This is a genomic window from Sinorhizobium sp. B11 (genome assembly GCA_039725955.1).
Lineage (GTDB): Bacteria > Pseudomonadota > Alphaproteobacteria > Rhizobiales > Rhizobiaceae > Rhizobium.
Genome location: CP091034.1, coordinates 3,205,717 through 3,226,550 on the forward strand (window position 1 = coordinate 3,205,717; position 20,834 = coordinate 3,226,550).

The following is a 20,834-nucleotide window of genomic DNA, read 5'->3' on the forward strand; positions in this document are numbered from 1 at the left end:
GCCGAAGATGTTTTGACGAAAAGCGCCGCAATAGTGCGGCGCTTTTCTTTTGTCCGCACCTCAGCCGGCCTTCTTATCCCAAGGCATGGGCCGGGCATCGCCGCTCTGTTCGAAATCGGTCGACTGGCTGACGACACGCCAGCTGCGATCGGCCTCCATTCGCGCTGCATCCGCCTTTTCCACTGCTGCGGCCGCATCGCTGCCGAGCAGCAATCTCAGCGGCGGCGTATCGAGCGAAGCGATATGCAGCACCGCGGCGGCCGCCCTGGCCGGATCGCCGGGCTGGCGGCCATTATAGTTGCGCTGATATTCCGCCATGGCGCCGACCGTTTCGGCATATTCCGGACGGCCTTCGTAGATCGCCGTCGACGAGCCCGCAAAATCCGTGCGGAAGCCGCCGGGCTCGATCACCGTCACCTTGATGCCGAGCGGCCCGACCTCCTTGGAAAGCACTTCAGAAAAGCCCTCGACGCCCCATTTCGCTGCCGCGTAGGGCGCGCGCCCGACAGGCCCGATCCTGCCGCCGACGGAAGAGAACTGGATGATATGGCCTGCCCCCTGCCCGCGCATGACCGGGATCGCCGCCTTGGTCATGATGATCGTGCCAAAGAGATTGGTCTCGATCTGCGCCCGGAATTCGGCAAGGCTCGTATCCTCGATCGGCGCGACATTGCCGTAACCGGCATTGTTGACCAGCACGTCGAGCCGGCCGAATGTATCGACCGCGGTCTTCACGGCCGCTTCTGCCGCCGCCTCGTCGGTCACATCGAGCGCCAGGGCGAGAACGCGCGAGCCATACGCATCAACAAGATCGGCAAGCTGGGCGGGATCGCGCGCCGTCGCGACCAGCTTGTCGCCCGCCTCAAGCACGGCATTGGCGAGCGCGCGGCCGAGGCCACGCGAACTTCCGGTAATCAACCAAATCTTTGACATGGGAAACCTCCTTTTCGGTTCTCAATCCATTTAGGATCTATTGTTTCCTTTAGAAAGAAGGTACCCAATGGATCTATACAAACCTGAAGGTAACTGTAATGAAAGACGACATCTTTGATTTCTGTCGTAACATGAGCGATGAGCAGGATGCGCGAGCCCGGCAGATGCTGGAACGTGCCGCTGCAAAATGGCCGCTACGCGTCCTGCACGTGCTTTCGGAAGCGAACGGGCCTCTACGCTTTTCAAGAGTGCTGGAGCGGGTGGAGGATATCAGCCAGAAAGTCCTGACACAGACATTGCGCACGCTCGAAAGCGACGGCCTCGTCATCCGCACGCTCTATCCGCAGGTACCGCCGCGCGTCGAATATGAGTTGACCCCGCTCGGGCGCGAATTGCTGACGCAGGTCGTCTCGCTCTGGCGCTGGATCGTAGTCCACCTCAATGAGTTTGACGCCGACAAACCTGCAGCCAGCCGCTAGGCTGGAATACGTACCGTCGCCCTCAGCCCGCCAAGCGGACTGTCGCCGAGTGTGATATTACCGCCGTGACTACGGGCAATGTCTCTCACGATGGCGAGTCCGAGACCGGTACCCGAGGCATCGAGATTGCGTGCACTGTCCAGCCGGAAGAACGGCTTGAACACGTCCTCCCGATACTTCTCGGGGATGCCGGGGCCATCGTCGTCAAAGACAATCGTCAGCCACTTTGCGCTATGCTTGGCCTCGATATGAAGCGTATCGGCATAACGCCTTGCATTCGAGGCCAGATTGGTAACAAGCCGCGTAAAGGCATTGGGGCGCACGGCGATATGGTCCTCGCCATCGATGGAATAGGTCAGCGCCTTGCCGTGCAGGTCGAAATCGGCCTCGAGTTTCTCGAAGACTTCACTGAGCTTCAGCTCCCCGACATCCTCCTCAACCTCGCCCCTGGCAAAGGCCATGTAGGCCTCCAGCATGGTCTGCATGTCGTTGACGTCTTCGTTGAGGCCGGCAAGATCGGGATTCTCGCCGGCGAGCGCCAGCTGCAGTTTGAAGCGTGTCAGGATGGTCCTAAGGTCGTGGCTGACACCTGAGAGCATCGCCGTGCGCTGTTCGATCTGCCGCTCGATTCGCTCACGCATGAGGATGAAGGCAAGACCGGCGCGCCGCACTTCATCGGCGCCGCGGGGATAGAAATTGTCCGCCTTCTGCCCCTTGCCAAAGCTTTCCGCCGCCCGCGCGAGATTGAGGATCGGCCGGATCTGGCCGCGCAGGAACAGGATCGAGATGGCGATCAGCACCAGTGACGCACCGACCATCCAGAGAATGAAAATATGCGTGTTCGATGCATAGGCCTGACTGCGTTTCGTGATCACGCGCAGGATGCGATTGTCGAGTTTGATACGGATCTCGATGAGATTGGAATTGCCCACCGTATCGATCCAGAACGGCCGGCGGATTTCATCGGTGATCTCATCGCTCAGAATGCCGTCGAGGATCGAGAAAAACGGCTTGTTGCGCGGCGGCGGCAGATCGCCATCCGGCTCGATCGAAATTTGCAGGCTGAGCTGGTCGCGGGCGATGCGGGTTATGTCGCTGTAATCGGCATCCTGCGGATAGGTGTCGATGACCTCGATGATGGCGGCAATATCGCGGGTGACGGCAAGCGACAGACGCTCCGTCACCATCTGCCAGTGACGTTCCATGAAGACGGCTGCGACGACCGACTGCAGGAGCACCATCGGAATGATGATGATCAGCAACGAACGCGTATAGAGACCCGTTGGCAATCGCCGGCGCAGCCAGCGGACGAACCAGCGCCAGCCGGGTGCAGGAGAGCGGTCTTCCCGCCGCAAGCTGTCGAATGTCACCATCTGCGCCGGTCCCGAACCCGTCGTTTCAGTCGATACTCAGTCTGTATCCGATCCCGCGCACCGTTTGCAGCCAGACCGGATTGGCAGGATCATCCTCGATCTTGCGGCGCAGGCGGTTGATCTGCACGTCGATCGTACGTTCGCCGACTTCGGCATCGTCTCCGATCAGCTCGTGGCGCGGGATCGTGTCGCCGGCCCGACGGGCAAAAAGCAGCATGATCTCCTGCTCACGGTCCGTCAGGCGGATCACTTCCGCAGCCTTCTTCAGCTCCTTGCGCGTGAGCGAGAAGGTGTAAGGACCGAACATGATCTGCTCGATCTTCGGCGTATCGCCACTGCTGTTGCGCCGCAGGATATTGTTGACGCGCAGGACAAGTTCGCGCGGATCGAAGGGCTTGGGAAGATAATCGTCGGCTCCGGCTTCAAGCCCCGCAATACGGCTGTCGGATTCTGCAAGCGCCGTCAGCATGATGATCGGCACGTTCTTCACGGCCCTGAGCCCGCGTGTCACTTCGATGCCGGATTCGCCGGGCATCATCACGTCCATGATGATCAGGTCGAAATCGAGCCCTTCCAGCTTGCGCTGCGCCTCCGCCCCGTCAGAGGCAATGGTCACCCGAAAACCGTTTTCCGTCAGGTAGCGGTTCAGGAGCGCACGGATACGGGTATCGTCGTCGACGACGAGAAGATGCGCCGCGTCATCGGAAATGCCTGTCTTGACCGCCATTCAATCCGCCTTCTGTCTGTCTCGCATGCCTCTGAGGAATGCCTTTACGCCCTCCCGTGCCTCCGGGGTAGCTCCCCCGAATGCCCGTTCAATACGGCGTGATTGCGGCTCGGCGAGCGCCAGAGCCAGCTCCCTGCCCGATTTGGTGGGATAGAGCTTGCGCTGTCGGCGATCCTCCGGGCCGGCCACCTGCCGAATATAGCCTGAATCGATCAGTTGTTTCAGCACTCTTGCAAGGCTCTGCTTGGTGATCTTCAGCGTATCGAGCAGATCGGCGACCGTCATTCCCGGATTTCGGTTGACGAAATGTACGACGCGGTGATGCGCGCGACCAAAACCACTCTTTTCGAGAATGGCGTCGGGATCGGATACGAAGTCACGATAAGCGAAGAAGAACAGCTCGATGATCTCGAAATCGATGATCCCGGTATCTTCCATCGGCGTGGCCAGCGGCTCAGGTTTGCCTGCTTTCGAGCTGGTCTGTCGTGGCACTCGGCATTCCCTTCCTCTTGGCGCGATATAGCGAAGCTTGCACAAAAGCATGCCCGCCTTATTGGCATTACGTCGGTGGTCGTTTCCCCGGACGTTGCAGGAGGCCTCGCACGGGCTCCTCCTTCCGGAAACTAAAGCCCGCCTGGCAAATCTCCAACACAACGCGCAATTTCCCCCAACGTCAGTGGATAGAACGTAATGGGGACAACAATCAACTGACATGGCGCAAAAGCGCCGGGAGAGGCAAGGATGCATTCTGATCTGCTGCCGATCGCATGGCGCAGCTGCGATGGCGTTTTGTGTCAGGCGAACCGCAATCGAGGTCCATCCCGGCCTGTTTGAGGACCGGCACACCCGCAGACGGTGATCAAGTTCACCGGCCGCCGCGGCATTGAAGCCGTCGAACAATCAATCTTCCCGGAAGAGCCAAGCGGCTTCTCCGGATGCGTCCTACGGGCTCGGCCGCGGAAATTACTCCCGTATCCGAAATCGGTTGTAGCATCGCGCCGGCGACCATCTCCGAACGCTTGAGGAGCAACCCATGGAGGAAATCTATCCGGCCGCGGCAATCGCTGCCGAATAAATCATTCGCCAATCATGACAGCCCAGCCAGACGTGTCGTCCACGGGCCATTTGGTTGTCCTGCGTCGGGCGTGCCGAACCTTCAGCGTGCCTTGGCCATGACCAGCCCGGCAAGCGTCGAAAGGATGCCGCCGCCGATCAGCCCACCGATACCGTCGGCGATCAGCCCGGTCGCTGCAGCTTCACCGCCGAGCATGCTGAGCAGCATGCCGCCGCCAATACCGCCAATTGCGCCCGCAATCGTTCGAGCAACGACGTTGATCGCCGTCTGTTTCAGTGCGGCGCTCGCAGCATTGCCGCCGACTGCCCCTGCAATCACTTGTGTGATGAGCGGAAGTAGAGCTTCCATCATTTCCTCCTCTGGCGATCTCCCCGATCGCCGACTCATGCCATCACCGGATGGCATGTTAGAATATTATCATATTCCAGAGAGGAAGTAGAGATACATGACAACCCACGCGGGAGCTGCGACATATGAGAAAGGCGACCCGAAGGCCGCCTGTCACTTCTGCCGCTTATTGATAGACGTAGACGATGCGGCGCGTGCCCGGATCGACCAGCACCGGTCGGTCGTTGATGCGCACGTAGCGATACTGGTAATCCGGAATCGTCTGGAAGGTCACGTCCGCAGGCACTTCGGCGCCGACGACCACATCACCGCCAAGCTGTACAGCCTGCCCCGGCGTCGTATCGATATAGGTACGGACTTCCTCCGGTGGCGTGATGGTCTCGACCGAGCCAACCGGACCAATGAGTTCGTCGCCTGGCGCAGGCATCGGCTCTGCCGGCACGACGCTGGCGGTTGTCTCATAGGTCACTACAGGCACACCGAGATCGCCGCGATGCTGCTCTACGATGACGGGAGAACCGCCCTGATCGACCTGCAGATATTCGGCATAGACCCAGCCGCGCACGCCATTCACATCGACGCGGCACCAGCGGCTGCCTTCGATGCAGCCATCAAGAACTGCGGTCGAGCCACGCGTGGCAAGACCGACGGACGGATATTGCGGACCAGGCCCCGAACGGATGTTCAGGTCGTTGATGGACGTCGCCACCATCTCCGCCTGAGCAAGGCCGGCACTCGCAGCCAGAAAGGCGCCTGCCAGCAAAAGGTTTCTCTTCAAGGTCATTGTAAGGTCTCCTTGTTGCGATGGGCTGACAACGCGCGGGTTGCGTGGTTGTTCCGCCGCATCAGGCAAGGCGGAAGAATGGCGTAAAGAAGACAGTGGCAAACATTTGAAATCGCTTCATAAAGCGTCCACAAGTCGAAGCCGCGCAACTCTCCCGAACCCGATAAATTCCTGTTGCGACCTGTCGTTTCCGCGTGAACCAGCCGAAAATTCCGGCTGCCTTCGACCGCAATTGCGCCTATAGAGACAGGCGATTGAAAAGACGAAACGAGGCATTCATGGGCATGCTCCAGGCCGGCATCATTCCGGTAACCCCCTTCCAGCAGAACTGCACCATTCTCTTCGATCCCGATACGAAGGAAGGGGTGGTCGTCGATCCCGGTGGCGACGTCCCGGTTATTGTCGGGGTAATCGAGGAGCACGGCCTGAAGATCAAGGAAATCTGGCTGACCCACGGCCATCTGGACCACGCCGGCGGCGCCAAGGAACTGAAGGAAAAGCTCGGCGTCGATATCGTCGGCCCCCACGAGGACGACCTGCCGCTCCTGCAGCGCATCGAAACTCAGGCCGCGAAATATGGCGTCGAGGGCCTGCAGAACGTCGTGCCCGACCGCTGGCTGAAGGATGGAGACAAGATCTCCTTCGGCTCTCACGAATTCGAGGTCTATCACACGCCGGGCCATGCGCCGGGCCACGTCATCTATTTCAACCGTGCGCAGAAATTCGCCCATCTTGGCGATGTGCTCTTCAACGGCTCGATCGGCCGCACGGACCTGCCCGGCGGCAATCATCGCCAGCTCCTGGACTCCATCAGGGACAAGGTGCTGCCGCTCGGCGACGATGTCGGCTTCATCTGCGGCCATGGACCGGGAAGCCGCATCGGTGACGAACGCCGTGAAAATCCCTTCCTGAAGGAGATCTGAGCATGAAGCATATGAGCTGGCTGAACCCGCCGCCCTTCTTTGAAGAGCGCGACGGCGCGCTCCATGTCCGCTCCGGCGAAAAGACCGATTTCTGGCAGGGCACCTATTACGGCTTCCATCGCGACGATGGTCACTTCCTGCATGAAAGCCGCAAGGGTGACTTCACTGCCGAGGTTACTTTCTCCGGCAATTATGAAGCGCTTTACGATCAGGCCGGCCTGATGATCCGCGCCGATGAGAAGCACTGGATGAAATGCGGCATCGAATATACCGATGGGGCCAGGCACTTCAGCACCGTGGTTACCAACGGCAATTCAGACTGGTCGGCTTTCCGCATAGGCCATGATTTCGATGCCATCTCGATCCGCGCCACCCGCAACGGCGACGCCCTGTTCATTCAGTACAGTACGGACACTATGGACGAATGGCGCATGGCCCGCCTCGCCTGGTTCGATCCGGCCCTTGAGGAGGTGCTCGTCGGCCCGGTCTTCTGTTCACCGCAGCGTGCCGGCTTCGAAGCTGTCTTTCACGATTTCACGTTGGGCGATCCGCTCTCGCGCGACATTCACTGAGGCTGCTTGCAAAGGTGCCGATCGACGACAAGGAAGTCTGACGGCCTACATCAGCTTCTGGCCGTTCGGCACAGGCCGCTCGACCGCGGCAAGGACGATATCGCCCTTCTCATCGGCAAAACCGAGTGTCAGCACTTCCGAGCGGAACGGACCGATCTGCCGCGGTGGAAAATTGACGACGGCGAGTACCTGTCGCCCGACGAGCCGTTCCGGCGAATAATGAATCGTGATCTGCGCCGAAGATTTCTTGACGCCGATCTCGGGGCCGAAATCGATCAGAAGCTTGATCGCCGGCTTTCGCGCTTCCGGAAATGGATTCGCCTCGATGATCGTGCCGACACGAATGTCGACGCGCTCGAAATCTCCAAAGCTTATCTCTTCGGCCATGACCGCCTCTCAGCCGGCAAGTTCTTCGGCGCGTTTGCGAGCTGCCGCAAGCGCCTGGTCGAACAGCGGCTGCATACCGTCTTCCGCCATCAGCACGGAAAGAGCGGCAGCGGTCGTACCGCCGGGAGAGGTCACGTTCTGGCGCAGGCGCGCAGCGTCGTCGGGGGACTGGTGCAGCAGCTCACCAGCCCCCGCCACAGTTTCCCGCGCAAGACGCATGGCAAGGTCCGCCTGCAGGCCAAGTTTGCGGCCTGCTTCTGCCATGCACTCGACGAGATAGAAAACATAAGCAGGCCCGCTGCCGGAGACCGCCGTCACGGAATCGATATCGGATTCGGAAGGCACCCATTCTACAGGACCGGAGACACGAAGAAGCGCATTGACGCCGTCGCGCTGTTCGGCGCTGACACGCGCATTGGCAAAGGCGCCCGTCACGCCGCGCCCGATCATGGCAGGCGTGTTCGGCATGGCGCGCACCATCGCCGCCTCGCCGAGATGCTTTTCAAGAAAGGCCAGTGTCTTGCCGGCCGCGACCGAAACCACCACTGTCTGAGGCCCGACGACACTTTTGACCGTGGGAAGCACGGCCTCCATCACCTGCGGTTTCACCGCAAGAAATAAGACGCCGGCTTTAAGATCGGCCGGAGCGGCAGTGACATGCGCGGCGCCGGCATCGGCAATCGTCGACATCATCGCCGGCGACGGGCCAGGATCGACAACGAGGACAGCAGAGCCCGGAACTCCGCTCTTCAGCCAGCCCGAAAGCATCGCGCCGCCCATATTGCCGGCCCCGATGAGGACAACCGGATTGGTGGCGGAAAAGGTAATCGCAGGCATGTTACGCCTCGCCGACAGTTTCGAAGAGAACGGCCTCCATCGCCTTGTTGGCTTCCATGCCGGACCAGACGACGAACTGGAAAGCCTGATAATAGGCTTCGCAGGTGTCGAGTGCACTCGAAAGCAGCACCTCGACCTGACGATTGGTGGGCTCGGCACCGCCGGCAAGCAGCAGCGACTGGCGGAAGATGACGACATCTTCCTGGCGCCACAGGTCGAAATGACCCATCAGCACCTGGCCGTTGATCGCCGAGAGCAGCTTCACCACCTCGTTGACCCTGATTTCGGGAACCCTGATGTCGAAGGCGCAGCCGAGATGCAGCGCTTCGAATTCCTCCATCCAGGAAAAGGAGACGTGATAGTCGGCCCAGCGGCCTTCGACCGTCATCGCGATCTCGTCTTCGCCGGAGCGCTCGAAGGCCCAGTCATTGTTTGAAGCCACGTACTCGATCATGTCGACCGGGTTCGACTGGCGTTCGACTTCCAATTCCATAAGGCTCATGCAGCACCTTCTTGACCGGAATGAATGCGGCCTAACTTCGTGAAAAACACAAAACGAGACACACGCAATACCGGAAACAACCACTGGGGATGATCGTTGAACCGCTGCCAGACTAACGCAGTGAACCTGCCCGGAGCTTACCATTCGCTTCGAATCATCATTTAAAATCAGTCTATAATGGCCCTCGCGGCCTGCCAGCCCCCTTCACGGAATTTTGGCCGGACCTGCTGTGGAAAGCACTTATGGAATCAGATTCAGCGGGGGAGGTAAAAGACTCTGCCCATTGGCTTTTTTGGCAGTGTCCACAGGTGAAAAATCACACCCGATTTTTTTATCGAGGATGCGGCATGTTACATATGGGCCACGCCGCACCTTATACAGCATCTTCTTTAAGCTGAGATCACTTGCCCTTTGCGGCGAGCTTGGCTTCGAGCACAGCGATGCGGGCGGCGAGCGCCTCGTTCTCGTCCCGGGCCTTGATAGCCATTTCGCGCACGGCTTCGAATTCCTCGCGCTTGACGACATCCATGCTGTTCAGCCAGCGCTCGGCATGGGCGTTGAAGGCGGTTTCGACTTCCTTGCGCACGCCCTGCGCGGCCCCCGCGGCATCGGTCATCAGCTTGGCGAATTCATCCATGATGCGGTTCGTTCCGGTCGTCATGGCGTATTTCTCCCTTCGCACGACGTGAATGTCAGACCCTGCGGCCTCTGAAATGGAGGTAGGGCTTCGCCGTTAAGGATGCAAGCGCTTTACACGGGATAAGCCCTTGCGCGCAGGGCCGTGACGAACAATGCACTTGACCCCCAGAGATCGCAGGGTCATGTTCCGCGCATCTCAACGGGTGGGAAAACCTTGCCGATAGCTGCTGATCTTCTTGCTATAATGCCTTTCCCTGATATCGATCCGATCGCTTTTTCGATCGGCCCGCTGGCGATTCATTGGTACGGCCTGGCCTATGTCGCCGGCATCCTGCTTGGCTGGGCCTATGCCCGGCGTATCGCGGCAAACGATGCGCTCTGGCCGCACAATAAATCGCCAATAACAAGGGCCCAGCTCGACGACTTCATCGTCTGGGCCGCACTCGGCATCGTTCTCGGCGGCCGCATCGGCTACATCCTTTTCTACGATCTCGGCGCCATTATTGAAAATCCGATCCGCGCCGTGCAGATCTGGAACGGCGGCATGTCATTCCATGGCGGCCTGGCCGGCACGACGATCGCCATGATCCTCTTTGCTCGCCGCAACCACATTCCGATCTGGAACCTTTTCGATATCGTCGCGACTGTCGTGCCCTGCGGCCTGTTTTTCGGCCGTATCGCCAATTTCATCAATGGTGAGCTCTGGGGCCGGCTGACGGATGTGCCATGGGCAGTGGTCTTTCCGACGGGAGGCCCTTTTGCCCGCCATCCGAGCCAGCTCTACGAAGCCGGCCTTGAAGGTATCGTACTGCTCCTCGTCCTTGCCGCACTCGTCTATGGCACCAAGGCGCTGAAAAGCCCCGGCTTGATCACCGGCGTCTTCGTCTGCGGCTACGCGCTCTCGCGTATCTTCGTGGAATTCTTTCGCGAGCCGGATGCGCAGCTCGGCTACCTGCTGGGAACGAACTGGCTGACGATGGGAATGGTCCTGTCGTCCCCGATGATCCTGCTCGGCCTTTGGGCGATCTTCCGCGCCCGCCGACAGGCCGCTGCCTTGCAGCACTGAAGCTACCGGAATTGTTGCCATGACCACCGCTTTGGGCGAAAAGATCAAGACGATCATCCAGGCAAACGGGCCGATCAGCGTCACCGACTACTTTTCGCTTTGCCTGGCCGATCCCGAACACGGCTATTATCGCACCCGCGAACCCTTCGGCCGCTCCGGCGATTTCGTCACCGCGCCTGAAGTCAGCCAGCTCTTCGGTGAAATGATCGGCGTTTTCGTCGTTCACGCCTGGCAGCGCCATTCAACGCCTGCTGGCGTTCGCCTGGTCGAGATCGGCCCGGGCCGCGGTACGATGATGGCGGACATGCTGCGTGTGATTTCACGCATCGCTCCGCCGCTCTTCGACAACATGACGATCCATCTCGTCGAAACCAGCGAACGCCTGCGCGATGTCCAGAGCCAGGCGCTGGAAGCCTATGCCGGCAAGATCAGCTGGCATGCCGGCTTCGACGAAGTACCGCCGGGCTTTACCCTGATGGTCGCCAATGAACTCTTCGACGCGATCCCGATCCGCCAGTTCATCCGTACGCCGACCGGCTTCCGTGAACGTATGGTCGGTCTCGATGCCGAGGGCGAGTTGATGTTTGCCGCCGGCGTCGCCGGCATCGATCCGGCGTTGCTGCCGGAGCCCGCGCAGAATGTCCCCGTCGGCACGCTCTTTGAGATTTCGCCTGCCCGTCAGGCGGTCATGAGTGCCGTCTGCGAAAGGCTGCGGGCCTTCAGCGGCACGGCGCTTGCAATCGACTACGGACACCTCGTCACCGGCTTCGGCGATACGCTGCAGGCCGTGCGCATGCATGAGTTTGATCCGCCGCTTGCCCATCCCGGCGAAGCGGACCTCACAAGCCACGTCGATTTCCAGCAGCTCGCCGAAACGGCGGCGTCCGCCGGTCTCCATATTAACGGCGCGCTGCATCAGGGCGATTTCCTGACCGGCCTTGGCATCCTTGAGCGCGCCGCCGCACTGGGCCGCGACCGCGAGCCGCACACGCAGCAGATTATCCAGAGCGCCGTCGACCGTTTGGCAGGAGCTGGGGAAGGCCGCATGGGTGAACTTTTCAAGGTGCTGGCCGTCTCGCATCCGGCAATCGACCTGATGCCGTTCCGCCCGGTGGATTGACAGACAACATCGCGCTCGCCAACATCCAGGCAAATGACAGTGCTTCGCCGGACAAGAGCCGGCGGAGACGACGTCGATCCCCTCCAAAAAACCGGAATATCACATGACAGATGCGGACTCTCCGGCACCGATCGAAAGCGCGCTGCTGAACGAAGCGGCCGGCAGCACGATCCGCCACGGCTATTTCACCCGTGCGGGCGGCGTTTCCCAGGGAATCTATCGCGGCCTCAATGTCGGCCTTGGCTCGCATGACGAGCGCGAAAATGTGCAGGAGAACCGCAGACGCGTCGCCGCCTGGTTCGGCCTGCCGGTCGAGCGGCTGGCGACGGTCCATCAGGTCCATTCCCCCGATGTCGTCACAATCGGACCGGACTATGACGGCGACCGGCCGCAGGCAGATGCCATGGTCACGGCAACACCGGGCATCGCGCTCGGCGTGCTTGCGGCCGATTGCGGCCCGATCCTGTTTGCCGATCCGGAAACTCGGGTCATCGGCGCGGCCCATGCCGGATGGAAAGGCGCGCTGACCGGCGTGCTTGAAAACACCATCGATGCCATGGAGGCCCTTGGCGCGACCAGGGACAATATCGTCGCCTGTCTCGGCCCCTCGATCAGCCAGGCAAGTTACGAGGTCGGCCCGGAATTCGTCGAGCGCTTCCTTGCCTATGATCCGACCTACGAACGCTACTTCATCCCCTCCCGGTCAGCGGGCCACGCAATGTTCGATCTGCCGGCACTGACCGTCGAACGGTTGAAAAACGCCGGCGTGCGCGCCGAAAGCCTGGGTGTCTGCACTTATCCCGATAGCGAGCGCTTTTTTTCCTATCGCCGGACCACACATAAAAAGGAGCCGGATTACGGCCGCCAGATTTCGGCGATAAGCATCAGGGAGATGTAAGCAGCATGGCACTTCATTTCGAACCGGCTGAATTCGCCAGCCGCCTCGCCCGCCTGACGGACAAGATGAAGGAAGAAAAGCTCGATGCGCTGCTGCTTTTTGCACAAGAGAGCATGTACTGGCTGACCGGCTACGACACCTTCGGCTACTGCTTCTTCCAGACGCTGGTCGTCAAGGCTGACGGCACCATGGCGCTCCTTACCCGCTCGGCCGACCTGCGCCAGGCCCGGCACACCTCCGTTATCGAGGACATCCATGTCTGGGTCGATCGCGTCAACGCCGACCCGACGATGGATCTCAAGAATCTGCTGGTCGAAATGGACCTGCTCGGCGCCCGTATCGGCGTCGAATATGACACGCATGGCATGACCGGCCGCGTCGCCCGGCTGGTGGACGCGCAGTTGACGACCTTCGGCCAGATCAGTGACGCCTCCTACCTCCTCAGCCGCCTGCGCCTCATCAAGAGCCCGACCGAAATCGCCTATGTCGAGCAAGCGGCCGTGCTGGCCGACGACGCGCTGGATGCTGCGATCCGCCTGGCCAAGCCTGGCGCCGATGAAGCCGATATTCTTGCGGCCATGCAAGGCGCGGTCTTCACCGGTGGTGGCGACTATCCGGCCAACGAATTCATCATCGGTTCAGGCGCCGACGCCCTGCTCTGCCGCTACAAATCTGGCCGTCGCAAGCTCGATGCCAATGACCAGCTGACACTCGAATGGGCCGGCGCCTACGCGCATTATCATGCCGCCATGATGCGCACGATCGTCATCGGCGAGCCGACACACCGCCACCGCGAGCTCTACAATGCCTGCCTCGAGACGATCCAGGCGATCGAGACCGTGTTGAAGCCCGACCACACCTTCGGCGATGTCTTCGACATGCATGCAAGGATCATGGACGAGCGCGGCCTCGCCCGCCATCGCCTCAATGCCTGCGGCTATTCGTTGGGAGCCCGTTTCTCGCCCTCCTGGATGGAGCATCAGATGTTCCATGCAGGCAATCCGCAGCCGATCGAGCCCAACATGTCGCTCTTCGTGCACATGATCATCGCCGATTCCGATACAGGTACGGCCATGACGCTCGGACAGACCTATCTGACGACAGATGAAGGCCCGCGTGCGCTTTCACGCCATCCGCTGGATTTCATCGGCGCCTAAGTTCTGCAATCACCGGCAAGAATCCGGAATTGACAGACAGGTCCCCCCACCCCCATAAATTCGCACGGGGCTGATGCTGACGTGGGAAGGGACGAACCGAGGGATGACGCGAGTTGCGACTGCGCCCACGCTCCTGATCTGTCTTGCCTTGCTTTCTGCTTGCAACACGACCGATGCATTGACGCTCACGCCGCCGATGGAAATCGGCGACTCCTCTGCGGACCAGCGGTCATCCACACCGGTGACGCAGGGCGAAGCCGAGCGTATGGCCGGAGCGCCGCAGCAGACATTTCCAACTGCACCCCGTCGGAACGGTTATACGCCAGCCTATAGCCAGCAGACATATCCGACCCAGCCAGATTATCAGGCGCAGACCTACCGGCCCGGCACCGGCGCTCCGCCGACGACCATGCAGGCCCAAGCCGATGCGCTGTCCCGCAACGGCTCTTCGCCCGCTGTGTCCGGACCGATCGAAAGCGGGTCGCTTGCGCCACCGACCGTCGCTGCCGAACAACCGCCGTCGCGTCAGCCGACACAGACGGCAGCGCTTGATCCGTCCGTTTCTTCATCGACGTCGGCGCGCGGCAATACCGTGCGCTTCCTGCCCATCATCGGTGCGCCGGTGCAGGCCGTGACCCCGCTGTCCCGCCAGCTCGGGACGGAAGCCCGCGCCCATGGCCTTGCCATCAAGAGTTCCAACGACACCAGCAGCGACTATATTCTGAAGGGTTACCTCTCCGCCTTCAGCGACGAAGGCAAGGTCACCGTGGTCTATGTCTGGGATGTGCTGGACAATGCCGGCGGCCGGCTGCACCGCATTCAGGGACAGGAAAGCGTGCCGACGGCGGCAACCGATCCCTGGGCCGGCGTGCCCGCCTCCGTGATGCAGCAGATCGCCTCCAAAACGATTTCGGAATTTACATCCTGGCGGCAAAGCCAGGGCGGTTAGTCACAAGCTTTTTATAAATATAAAAGTATGTGATGCCTTAGCCCTTGCATTCACCGGGAAGCTGGCTAAAAAGCGCGGCTATCAGCGCATAACAGGCGGACCAAGATGAAGGTTTTCGCAGGCAATTCGAACCGGCAACTCGCCGAAGCGATCTGCAACTATCTCAATGTTCCCTTAGGGAAAGCCAGTGTCCGAAGGTTTGCCGACCAGGAAATCTTCGTGGAAATCCAGGAAAATGTCCGCGGCGAGGACGTCTTCCTCGTGCAGCCGACCGCCTTTCCTGCCAATGACCACCTGATGGAGCTGCTGATCATGATCGACGCCATGCGTCGTTCGTCAGCCCGCCGCATCACCGCCGTGCTGCCGTATTTCGGCTACGCCCGCCAGGATCGTCGCGCCTCAGGCCGCACCCCGATCTCCGCCAAGCTGGTTGCAAACCTGATTACCGAAGCCGGCGCCGACCGCGTCATGACGCTCGACCTCCATGCCGGTCAGATCCAGGGCTTCTTCGATATACCGACAGACAACCTCTTCGCCCTGCCCGTTCTGACGCGCGACATCAAGAGCCATTATGACCTCAGCAACGTCATGGTCGTCTCGCCTGACGTCGGCGGCGTGGTGCGCGCCCGCGCGCTCGCCAAACGGCTGGACTGTCTTCTGGCCATCGTCGACAAGCGTCGCGATCGGCCCGGTGAATCCGAAGTCATGAACATTATCGGCGATATTACCGGCAAGGATTGCCTGTTGATCGACGACATCGTCGATTCCGGCGGCACGCTCTGCAACGCCGCCGATGCCATGCTCGCCAAGGGCGCTTCCAGCGTCACCGCCTACATCACCCATGGCGTGCTCTCCGGCGGCGCGGTCACCCGCGTAACCTCGTCGAAGCTGCGCGAACTCGTCATCACGGATTCCATCCAGCCGACGACGGCCGTCCTTTCGGCCCACAATATCCGCGTCGTCACGACAGCACCGCTGATCGGCGAAGCCATCAGCCGCACGGCACAGGAAGAGTCCGTCTCGAGCCTCTTCGACTAAAAAGAGCCGGCATTCGACCGGCGCTTTTGTTTCGGCTTGTATGCTTGTTACTGTCCGGTCTCACTCAGCCCTATCAAGGGCTGATTATTCACCGTCACAGAACCATCCGGATGTCGAACAACGGCCCACAATGAACGGCCGTCTCCCTCTTGAGTAAAGCCCTTCGCCACCGTCATCCAGAGGCTGACTTGACCTCGACTTTCGGTGCCGGTTCAAAAAAGCCGGCACGGAGCCGGCTTTTCATTTTCAGATTGCAAGCCGAAGGCCTTATTGCGGCTGTACCGGCTCCTGACCTTGTTCCTGTTCCTGATCGGGTTCCTGCCCTTGATCCTGATCCTCGCTCTGATCCGGCTCCTCGGCATCCGGTCCCTTGATCTGCTGACCGTTGACCGCCACCGAACCGTCGCCGGCAACGCTGATATCCCAGCGCGAGCGGCCATCCGGATCGGTCTTGGCAAAGCCCTTGGCCATCATCATGCCGAAGGAGACCTGCTGGAGGTTCGGATCGCTCTTGGCAAGCTCCTGAATGGCGGCGATCGACTTGTCGAGATCGCGCGCAAGGACCGAAGCCTGAACCGAATAGTCCTTCTGCGTATCGATGCGGCCCAGCAGTTTGCCGGTGACGTCGATATCGTAGACGTCGGAGACCGCGGTAAACTTCGGCAAGTCGACGACGAGCATACCATCATGGAAAAGCTTTTCGGCCGCCTGCTTGCCGCTTTCCTCCGAATTGCTGCCGGCCGAGAAATCGATCTTCATGAACTCGTCGCCGAAAGCGGCAAAATCCATGTCGGGGACGGCGATCTGCATATCGATGCTCTTCGGCAGGAAGGCGTGGTAGCTCGCCGGCACGACAGGGCTATCGAGCGTCACATCTGCAGCGTTCATACCGAAGGCAAACCGGACGGCGTCGCTCGGCCCGGCGATCGAGAAATTATAGCCGAACGCCTTGGCGCCACCGTTACCTGCGGCAGTACCGACCGTCAGGTTGTTCGCCGTGATCGATTCATTGAGCGAGGAAAATAGCGGGAACGATGCCTTGAGCACCGATTTCAGCTTTTCGCCATCCTCCTTGCTCAGTTCCTTCTCGTCCATATGCTCCAGGATGAAGAAGACGATATCGCGGATTTCCTTCGCCGGCAGGCTGGCGACATCGGCGTTGAAGTCTATCGAATCCGCCTTGATGTTGACCGGTGGCATCTGCGGGCTCGTGACGGTCTCCGACAGCGCGGAAAGCGAACCGTTGGCCTTGAAATCGAGACGACCATTACCGCTGGCGCTGTCGGTCGAATCGAGCCGGTAGTCCATGCCCGCAAATGTCGCGTCGACCTGGTCCATATCGGACTTTGACGTGACGCGAATGTCAGTGGCCTTGAAATTGCCGGAGCGCAGATACGCGATCGCAGGATCGAAAACGCCGTCATAGACCATCGATGCTATCGAGTAGGTAAAATCCGTGGCCTTGTCATCCGGCCCCTTGAGGTTGCCGGAGATATTGAAGCTGTTATTGCCTTCAAGGTTCCACAGACCGCTGTCGAGCGGCGTGGCAAAAACCGACCATGGTGTCAGGCCATTCACCACGACCTTGGTCGTGTCGACCTTGCTGAGCAGCTTGGCGAAATCATAAATGATCTCGTATCGGCTACCCGCCGGGTTGACGGTTAGAAAACCGCTCTTTGCAAAATCGTCAGGCAACACTTTCGTCAGGCTGTCGCGAAGCTTGTTGGCTCCATCCTGATTGATCTCAGCCGCATTCGCTGCCCCGAACAGCGATAGGGCAATAATGCTCGTCGTGGTGACAAGTTTGAGACGCATCCGTACTCTCCTCAGCCGCTTTGAATGCGGCATAGGAAGATCGGATATCTTCCGGTGTCAAGCCGCAGTGTTGAGTGCAGCGGCTTGTTTTTCCATTCGTGCCGGGCGGCCAAAGTAGTAGCCCTGAGCCTCATCGCATCCTTCCGACGTCAGCAGCTCGAGCTGGCTCAGCGTTTCCACGCCTTCCGCCAGCACCGGAATCGACAGCCCGCGTCCGAGGGCCAGGATGGACCGAATGACCGCTTTCGCCTCCTGGCTCGTCTCGACTTCGTTCATGAAGCTGCGATCGAGCTTGATCTTGTCGAAGGGGAATGAGCGAAGGGTCTCGAGTGACGAATAGCCTGTTCCAAAATCGTCGATGGCGATAGCGACGCCCTGCTGCTTGAGCGCGCGCATTGCAACCAGCGCCTTGCTCTTGTCGACGATGATCGACGACTCCGTTATTTCAAGTTCGAGCCGCGATGCCGGCAGGCCGGTTTCCTGGAGCACGGCGCGAACGAGCTCGGCTATGTTTGCATGGGCGATCTGGATGGGCGAAATATTGACGGCGATCTTGATGTCGTCCTTCCAGCTGACCGCTTCCCTGCATGCCTCGCGAAGGACCCATTCTCCGATGGGCACGATCGCGCCGCATTCTTCGGCAATCGGAATGAAATCGACGGGCGAGATGTTTCCGCGTTCAGGATGGTTCCATCTGAGCAGTACCTCGTAGCCGGTCGTCTTGCCGGTCGCGACCGACTTCTGCACCTGATAGTGAAGGTACATCTGGTCACGCTCGATCGCGGTCCAGAGGTCACGCGCCAGCCTTCGTCTGTCACGAGACGCTTCATCCATGGATTCTTCATAGAAGCAGACATTGCGCCCGACCTCATGCTTTGCACGATACATGGCCAAATCTGCGTTTGCGAGAAGCGTTTCGGCATTTTCGCCGGCCTCGGGGTAAAGTGCGACGCCAACGCTGGCGCCGGGGATGATATGGTGTCCCTCGAAATCCATCTTCTCCATGAGCGTAGCTTCCAGCCGCGCAACGAAGTCGTCAAGCTCTGCCCTGTCGTTGAAGCGCTTCACGGCTGCGAACTCATCGCCGCCAAGTCGGGCGACGAGCTCCTCGTCGCGCAGGATTCCGTTCAAGCGGGCGGCCAATGTGCTCAACACGAAATCACCTGCGACATGACCCATCTGGTCATTGATTTCTTTGAACTTGTCCAGGTCGATGCCAATCACCGCAACCTTGCTCGACAGCCTTTTGGCGATTGTCAGCTGATGTGAGAGATAGTCGTTGAACGTGGGACGGTTAGGAAGGCCAGTCAACGCATCGTGCTTGGCCATGAACGCGATTTTCTCTTCGCGTGCCAGTCGTTCGGTAATGTCTTCGAATGTCGTAACCCAGCCGCCATCCGCCAGAACGTTGAATGTCGCAAGAATCGAGCGACCGCTCGTCGTCTGATGCACCAGGGTTTTCTGGCCGGAGCGCATGGTCGCCATATGCCGGCGATAATGATCGGTCGCCCTTGTATCTGCGGCGTCGCCATCGCCAAAGACGATCTGATAGCCGCTGCGAACGATCTCGGAATAGGCAAGGCCCGGGCGAATGAAATTCTCGGGAAACCCGAAGAGCTGGCTATATCTGGCGTTTGCGAGGATCAGCCGCTCATTGCGGTCGAACATCGAGATGCCCTGGCTCATGTTCTCGAGTGCCAGATCGAGGTTCCTCGATACTTCCCTGATCCGATCCCCGTCGATCTTTGCCTGCGTGATATCGCGGGTAATCTTCACGTATCCGATGAGATGATGGTCATCATCATACACGGGTTGGATGACGACATGTGCCCAGAACGAGGATCCATCCCTGCGAAAACGCAGCCCTTCCGCTTCAAATCTGCCGTTGGCGAGAGCGGATTGGAGCGCACGCTGCGGAAGACCATTCTTCTGATCCTCTTCGGAGTAGAACCGTGCGAAGCTCTGGCCGACGATTTCAGCGGCGCTATAGCCCTTGGCGCGTTCCGCCCCGGTATTCCAGTTCGTCACGATGCCTGAAGGGTCGAGCATGTAGATTGCGTAATCTGTCACGCCCTGCAGGAGCAGCTCGAACCTGGTTTCGCTTGCACTCGCCTGCCTGGCGGCGCGAAACGCAATGATCGATGCCGAAATGCCCGAGGCGAGCATTGAGATCGATACGGCAAGAATGGTCGCCAGAAGAAACGGCTTCGAAAGCGCCTGCGGCTCGATCGCGTTTGCGCCTCCTTCGATAATCGTCAGCGCCCCCATCGCGGTGAAATGCATGAGGACGATGCCGAGTGATAGTGCGGACGCTGCAGAGAGAATGCTCCAGTTCGAGCCCTTCCAGTTCTTTGTGAGCGTAAATCCCCAGGTCGCCATGGCCGCCGATATGATCAGCGCAACGACAACGAGATACCGATCCCAGACGATGGTCCCTGGAACCTGGAGTCCGGCCATGCCGATGAAATGCATGGCTGCGACGCCGACGCCAAAAGCCAGGCCCGCGGCAATATTGGCCTGGGAGCCCGCAAGTGACACGGCAGCAAGGCCGGCCACAAAAGTGGAGGCAAAGGCCGCGCCGAGTGAAATAAGCGTCAGATCGCGATCAAAACCGACGACGATGCCCGGATCATAGGCGAGCATCGCGACGAAATGCGTCGACCAGATACCGAAGCCGCCCGCTGCCCCGGCCACGGAAAGCCAGATCCAGCGCGGCACACCTTTTGCCCTGCCAGCGCTTCTCAAGAACAGGATCGTTCCCAGATTGGACACAAGGCATAGTGCGGCAGCCAGGAGAACCAGCGTCAGGTCATGTTGGTATGTCAGGCAGTATGCGATCGCAAACATGAGAAAACCCATTCTTTTCAAGCCTGACATCGATCTGACCGCGTTAAAGAAGGGATAATCCGGCGCCTTTGCAGGCAAAGTGGAACCTTCTGTTCGACTTTGTGATTAACGCCCGGACAACGAAAGCTTATCAGTGGTTTTGGTGCCACCCTCGCAATACCAACGATTGCATTGCGCGATTTTTCGGGTGTATTACGGCAAGACGCGATGGGCAGGATATGGCCGACGACATGCTCTTCTCGACAGAGCCTGTCACCGCTTGCGTTTCCGTGACACTTATATTATAGGCCACGCGTCCGCGTAGACACCCTTGGAGGCAACGCGGATGAGGACGGGCACGCCCGCCTCCGGTCCGACGGCACAAG

At 59.8% G+C, this 20,834-nt stretch carries 21 protein-coding genes and 1 pseudogene; 10 read left to right on the forward strand and 12 right to left on the reverse strand.

Annotated features, from left to right (window positions below; all coding sequences use genetic code 11):
- Positions 1–60: 60 nt before the first annotated feature.
- The gene (locus LVY75_25995) at positions 61–933 is read right to left on the reverse strand and encodes an oxidoreductase (GenBank protein ID XAZ22241.1); all 873 of its coding nucleotides are present in this window, start codon (positions 931–933) and stop codon (positions 61–63) included.
- A gap of 71 nt (positions 934–1,004) precedes the next feature.
- Here LVY75_25995 and LVY75_26000 point away from each other — a divergent pair, with 71 nt between their 5' ends.
- A complete protein-coding gene (locus tag LVY75_26000; protein XAZ25833.1) occupies positions 1,005–1,412 on the forward strand; it encodes a helix-turn-helix transcriptional regulator in 408 nt (135 codons plus the stop codon).
- Here the strand turns inward: LVY75_26000 and LVY75_26005 are convergent.
- Genes LVY75_26005 through LVY75_26015 form a run of 3 tightly spaced genes read right to left on the reverse strand, consistent with a single transcriptional unit; the run spans position 1,409 to position 4,004 of the window.
- The gene (locus LVY75_26005) at positions 1,409–2,785 is read right to left on the reverse strand and encodes an ATP-binding protein (protein ID XAZ22242.1); all 1,377 of its coding nucleotides are present in this window, start codon (positions 2,783–2,785) and stop codon (positions 1,409–1,411) included. The two genes, LVY75_26000 and LVY75_26005, sit on opposite strands and share 4 nt — an antisense overlap.
- 25 nt (positions 2,786–2,810) lie before the next feature.
- A complete protein-coding gene (locus LVY75_26010) occupies positions 2,811–3,512 on the reverse strand; it encodes a response regulator transcription factor (GenBank protein XAZ22243.1) in 702 nt (233 codons plus the stop codon).
- Positions 3,513–4,004, reverse strand: coding sequence for a MarR family transcriptional regulator (locus LVY75_26015; GenBank protein ID XAZ22244.1), 492 nt, complete (start codon positions 4,002–4,004; stop codon positions 3,513–3,515).
- A 357-nt stretch (positions 4,005–4,361) separates the two neighbouring features.
- Between LVY75_26015 and LVY75_26020 the strand changes: the two are divergent.
- Positions 4,362–4,498, forward strand: a pseudogene (locus LVY75_26020) (branched-chain amino acid aminotransferase).
- A gap of 170 nt (positions 4,499–4,668) precedes the next feature.
- Here the strand turns inward: LVY75_26020 and LVY75_26025 are convergent.
- Both LVY75_26025 and LVY75_26030 read right to left on the reverse strand, forming a co-directional pair.
- Positions 4,669–4,935: a hypothetical protein gene (locus tag LVY75_26025; GenBank protein ID XAZ25834.1), complete on the reverse strand. Its 267-nt coding sequence runs from the start codon at positions 4,933–4,935 to the stop codon at positions 4,669–4,671.
- Positions 4,936–5,101: 166 nt separating this feature from the next.
- Complete coding sequence (locus tag LVY75_26030) at positions 5,102–5,719, reverse strand: DUF1236 domain-containing protein (protein ID XAZ22245.1); 618 nt, start codon at positions 5,717–5,719, stop codon at positions 5,102–5,104.
- Positions 5,720–5,997: 278 nt separating this feature from the next.
- On the opposite strand from LVY75_26030, the gene LVY75_26035 reads away from it, so the two are divergent.
- Positions 5,998–6,642 (forward strand): MBL fold metallo-hydrolase, encoded by a 645-nt coding sequence (locus LVY75_26035; GenBank protein XAZ22246.1) that lies wholly within the window; start codon positions 5,998–6,000, stop codon positions 6,640–6,642.
- Between the two features lie 2 nt (positions 6,643–6,644).
- Positions 6,645–7,214 carry a DUF1349 domain-containing protein gene (locus tag LVY75_26040; protein XAZ22247.1) on the forward strand — a complete coding sequence of 190 codons (570 nt, stop codon included), beginning with the start codon at positions 6,645–6,647 and terminating at the stop codon, positions 7,212–7,214.
- 45 nt (positions 7,215–7,259) lie between these two features.
- Here LVY75_26040 and LVY75_26045 read toward each other — a convergent pair whose 3' ends face one another.
- From LVY75_26045 to LVY75_26060, 4 genes are all read right to left on the reverse strand, one after another.
- Entirely contained in the window at positions 7,260–7,601 is a 342-nt protein-coding gene (locus tag LVY75_26045) for a tRNA-binding protein (GenBank protein XAZ22248.1), read from the reverse strand.
- A gap of 9 nt (positions 7,602–7,610) precedes the next feature.
- Complete coding sequence (gene proC, locus LVY75_26050; GenBank protein ID XAZ22249.1) at positions 7,611–8,438, reverse strand: pyrroline-5-carboxylate reductase; 828 nt, start codon at positions 8,436–8,438, stop codon at positions 7,611–7,613.
- A gap of 1 nt (position 8,439) precedes the next feature.
- Positions 8,440–8,940, reverse strand: coding sequence for a YbjN domain-containing protein (locus LVY75_26055; GenBank protein XAZ22250.1), 501 nt, complete (start codon positions 8,938–8,940; stop codon positions 8,440–8,442).
- 400 nt (positions 8,941–9,340) lie between these two features.
- Entirely contained in the window at positions 9,341–9,601 is a 261-nt protein-coding gene (locus LVY75_26060) for an accessory factor UbiK family protein (GenBank protein XAZ22251.1), read from the reverse strand.
- 192 nt (positions 9,602–9,793) lie between these two features.
- Here LVY75_26060 and lgt point away from each other — a divergent pair, with 192 nt between their 5' ends.
- The 6 genes from lgt (at position 9,794) to LVY75_26090 (ending at position 15,807) form a co-directional block, all read left to right on the forward strand.
- A complete protein-coding gene (lgt, locus tag LVY75_26065) occupies positions 9,794–10,645 on the forward strand; it encodes a prolipoprotein diacylglyceryl transferase (GenBank protein XAZ22252.1) in 852 nt (283 codons plus the stop codon).
- A 19-nt stretch (positions 10,646–10,664) separates the two neighbouring features.
- The gene (locus LVY75_26070) at positions 10,665–11,765 is read left to right on the forward strand and encodes a class I SAM-dependent methyltransferase (GenBank protein ID XAZ22253.1); all 1,101 of its coding nucleotides are present in this window, start codon (positions 10,665–10,667) and stop codon (positions 11,763–11,765) included.
- A gap of 103 nt (positions 11,766–11,868) precedes the next feature.
- The gene (gene pgeF, locus LVY75_26075; protein XAZ22254.1) at positions 11,869–12,663 is read left to right on the forward strand and encodes a peptidoglycan editing factor PgeF; all 795 of its coding nucleotides are present in this window, start codon (positions 11,869–11,871) and stop codon (positions 12,661–12,663) included.
- Positions 12,664–12,668: 5 nt separating this feature from the next.
- The gene (locus LVY75_26080; GenBank protein ID XAZ22255.1) at positions 12,669–13,820 is read left to right on the forward strand and encodes a Xaa-Pro peptidase family protein; all 1,152 of its coding nucleotides are present in this window, start codon (positions 12,669–12,671) and stop codon (positions 13,818–13,820) included.
- A 103-nt stretch (positions 13,821–13,923) separates the two neighbouring features.
- Positions 13,924–14,769, forward strand: a complete 846-nt coding sequence (locus LVY75_26085; GenBank protein XAZ22256.1) for a hypothetical protein — start codon at positions 13,924–13,926, stop codon at positions 14,767–14,769.
- Between the two features lie 105 nt (positions 14,770–14,874).
- Complete coding sequence (locus LVY75_26090; GenBank protein XAZ22257.1) at positions 14,875–15,807, forward strand: ribose-phosphate pyrophosphokinase; 933 nt, start codon at positions 14,875–14,877, stop codon at positions 15,805–15,807.
- A 267-nt stretch (positions 15,808–16,074) separates the two neighbouring features.
- Here the strand turns inward: LVY75_26090 and LVY75_26095 are convergent, their stop codons facing one another.
- Together LVY75_26095 and LVY75_26100 are read right to left on the reverse strand one after the other, a co-directional pair.
- Entirely contained in the window at positions 16,075–17,622 is a 1,548-nt protein-coding gene (locus LVY75_26095) for a hypothetical protein (GenBank protein ID XAZ22258.1), read from the reverse strand.
- A 57-nt stretch (positions 17,623–17,679) separates the two neighbouring features.
- A complete protein-coding gene (locus LVY75_26100; protein ID XAZ22259.1) occupies positions 17,680–20,469 on the reverse strand; it encodes an EAL domain-containing protein in 2,790 nt (929 codons plus the stop codon).
- Between the last annotated feature and the right edge of the window lie 365 nt (positions 20,470–20,834).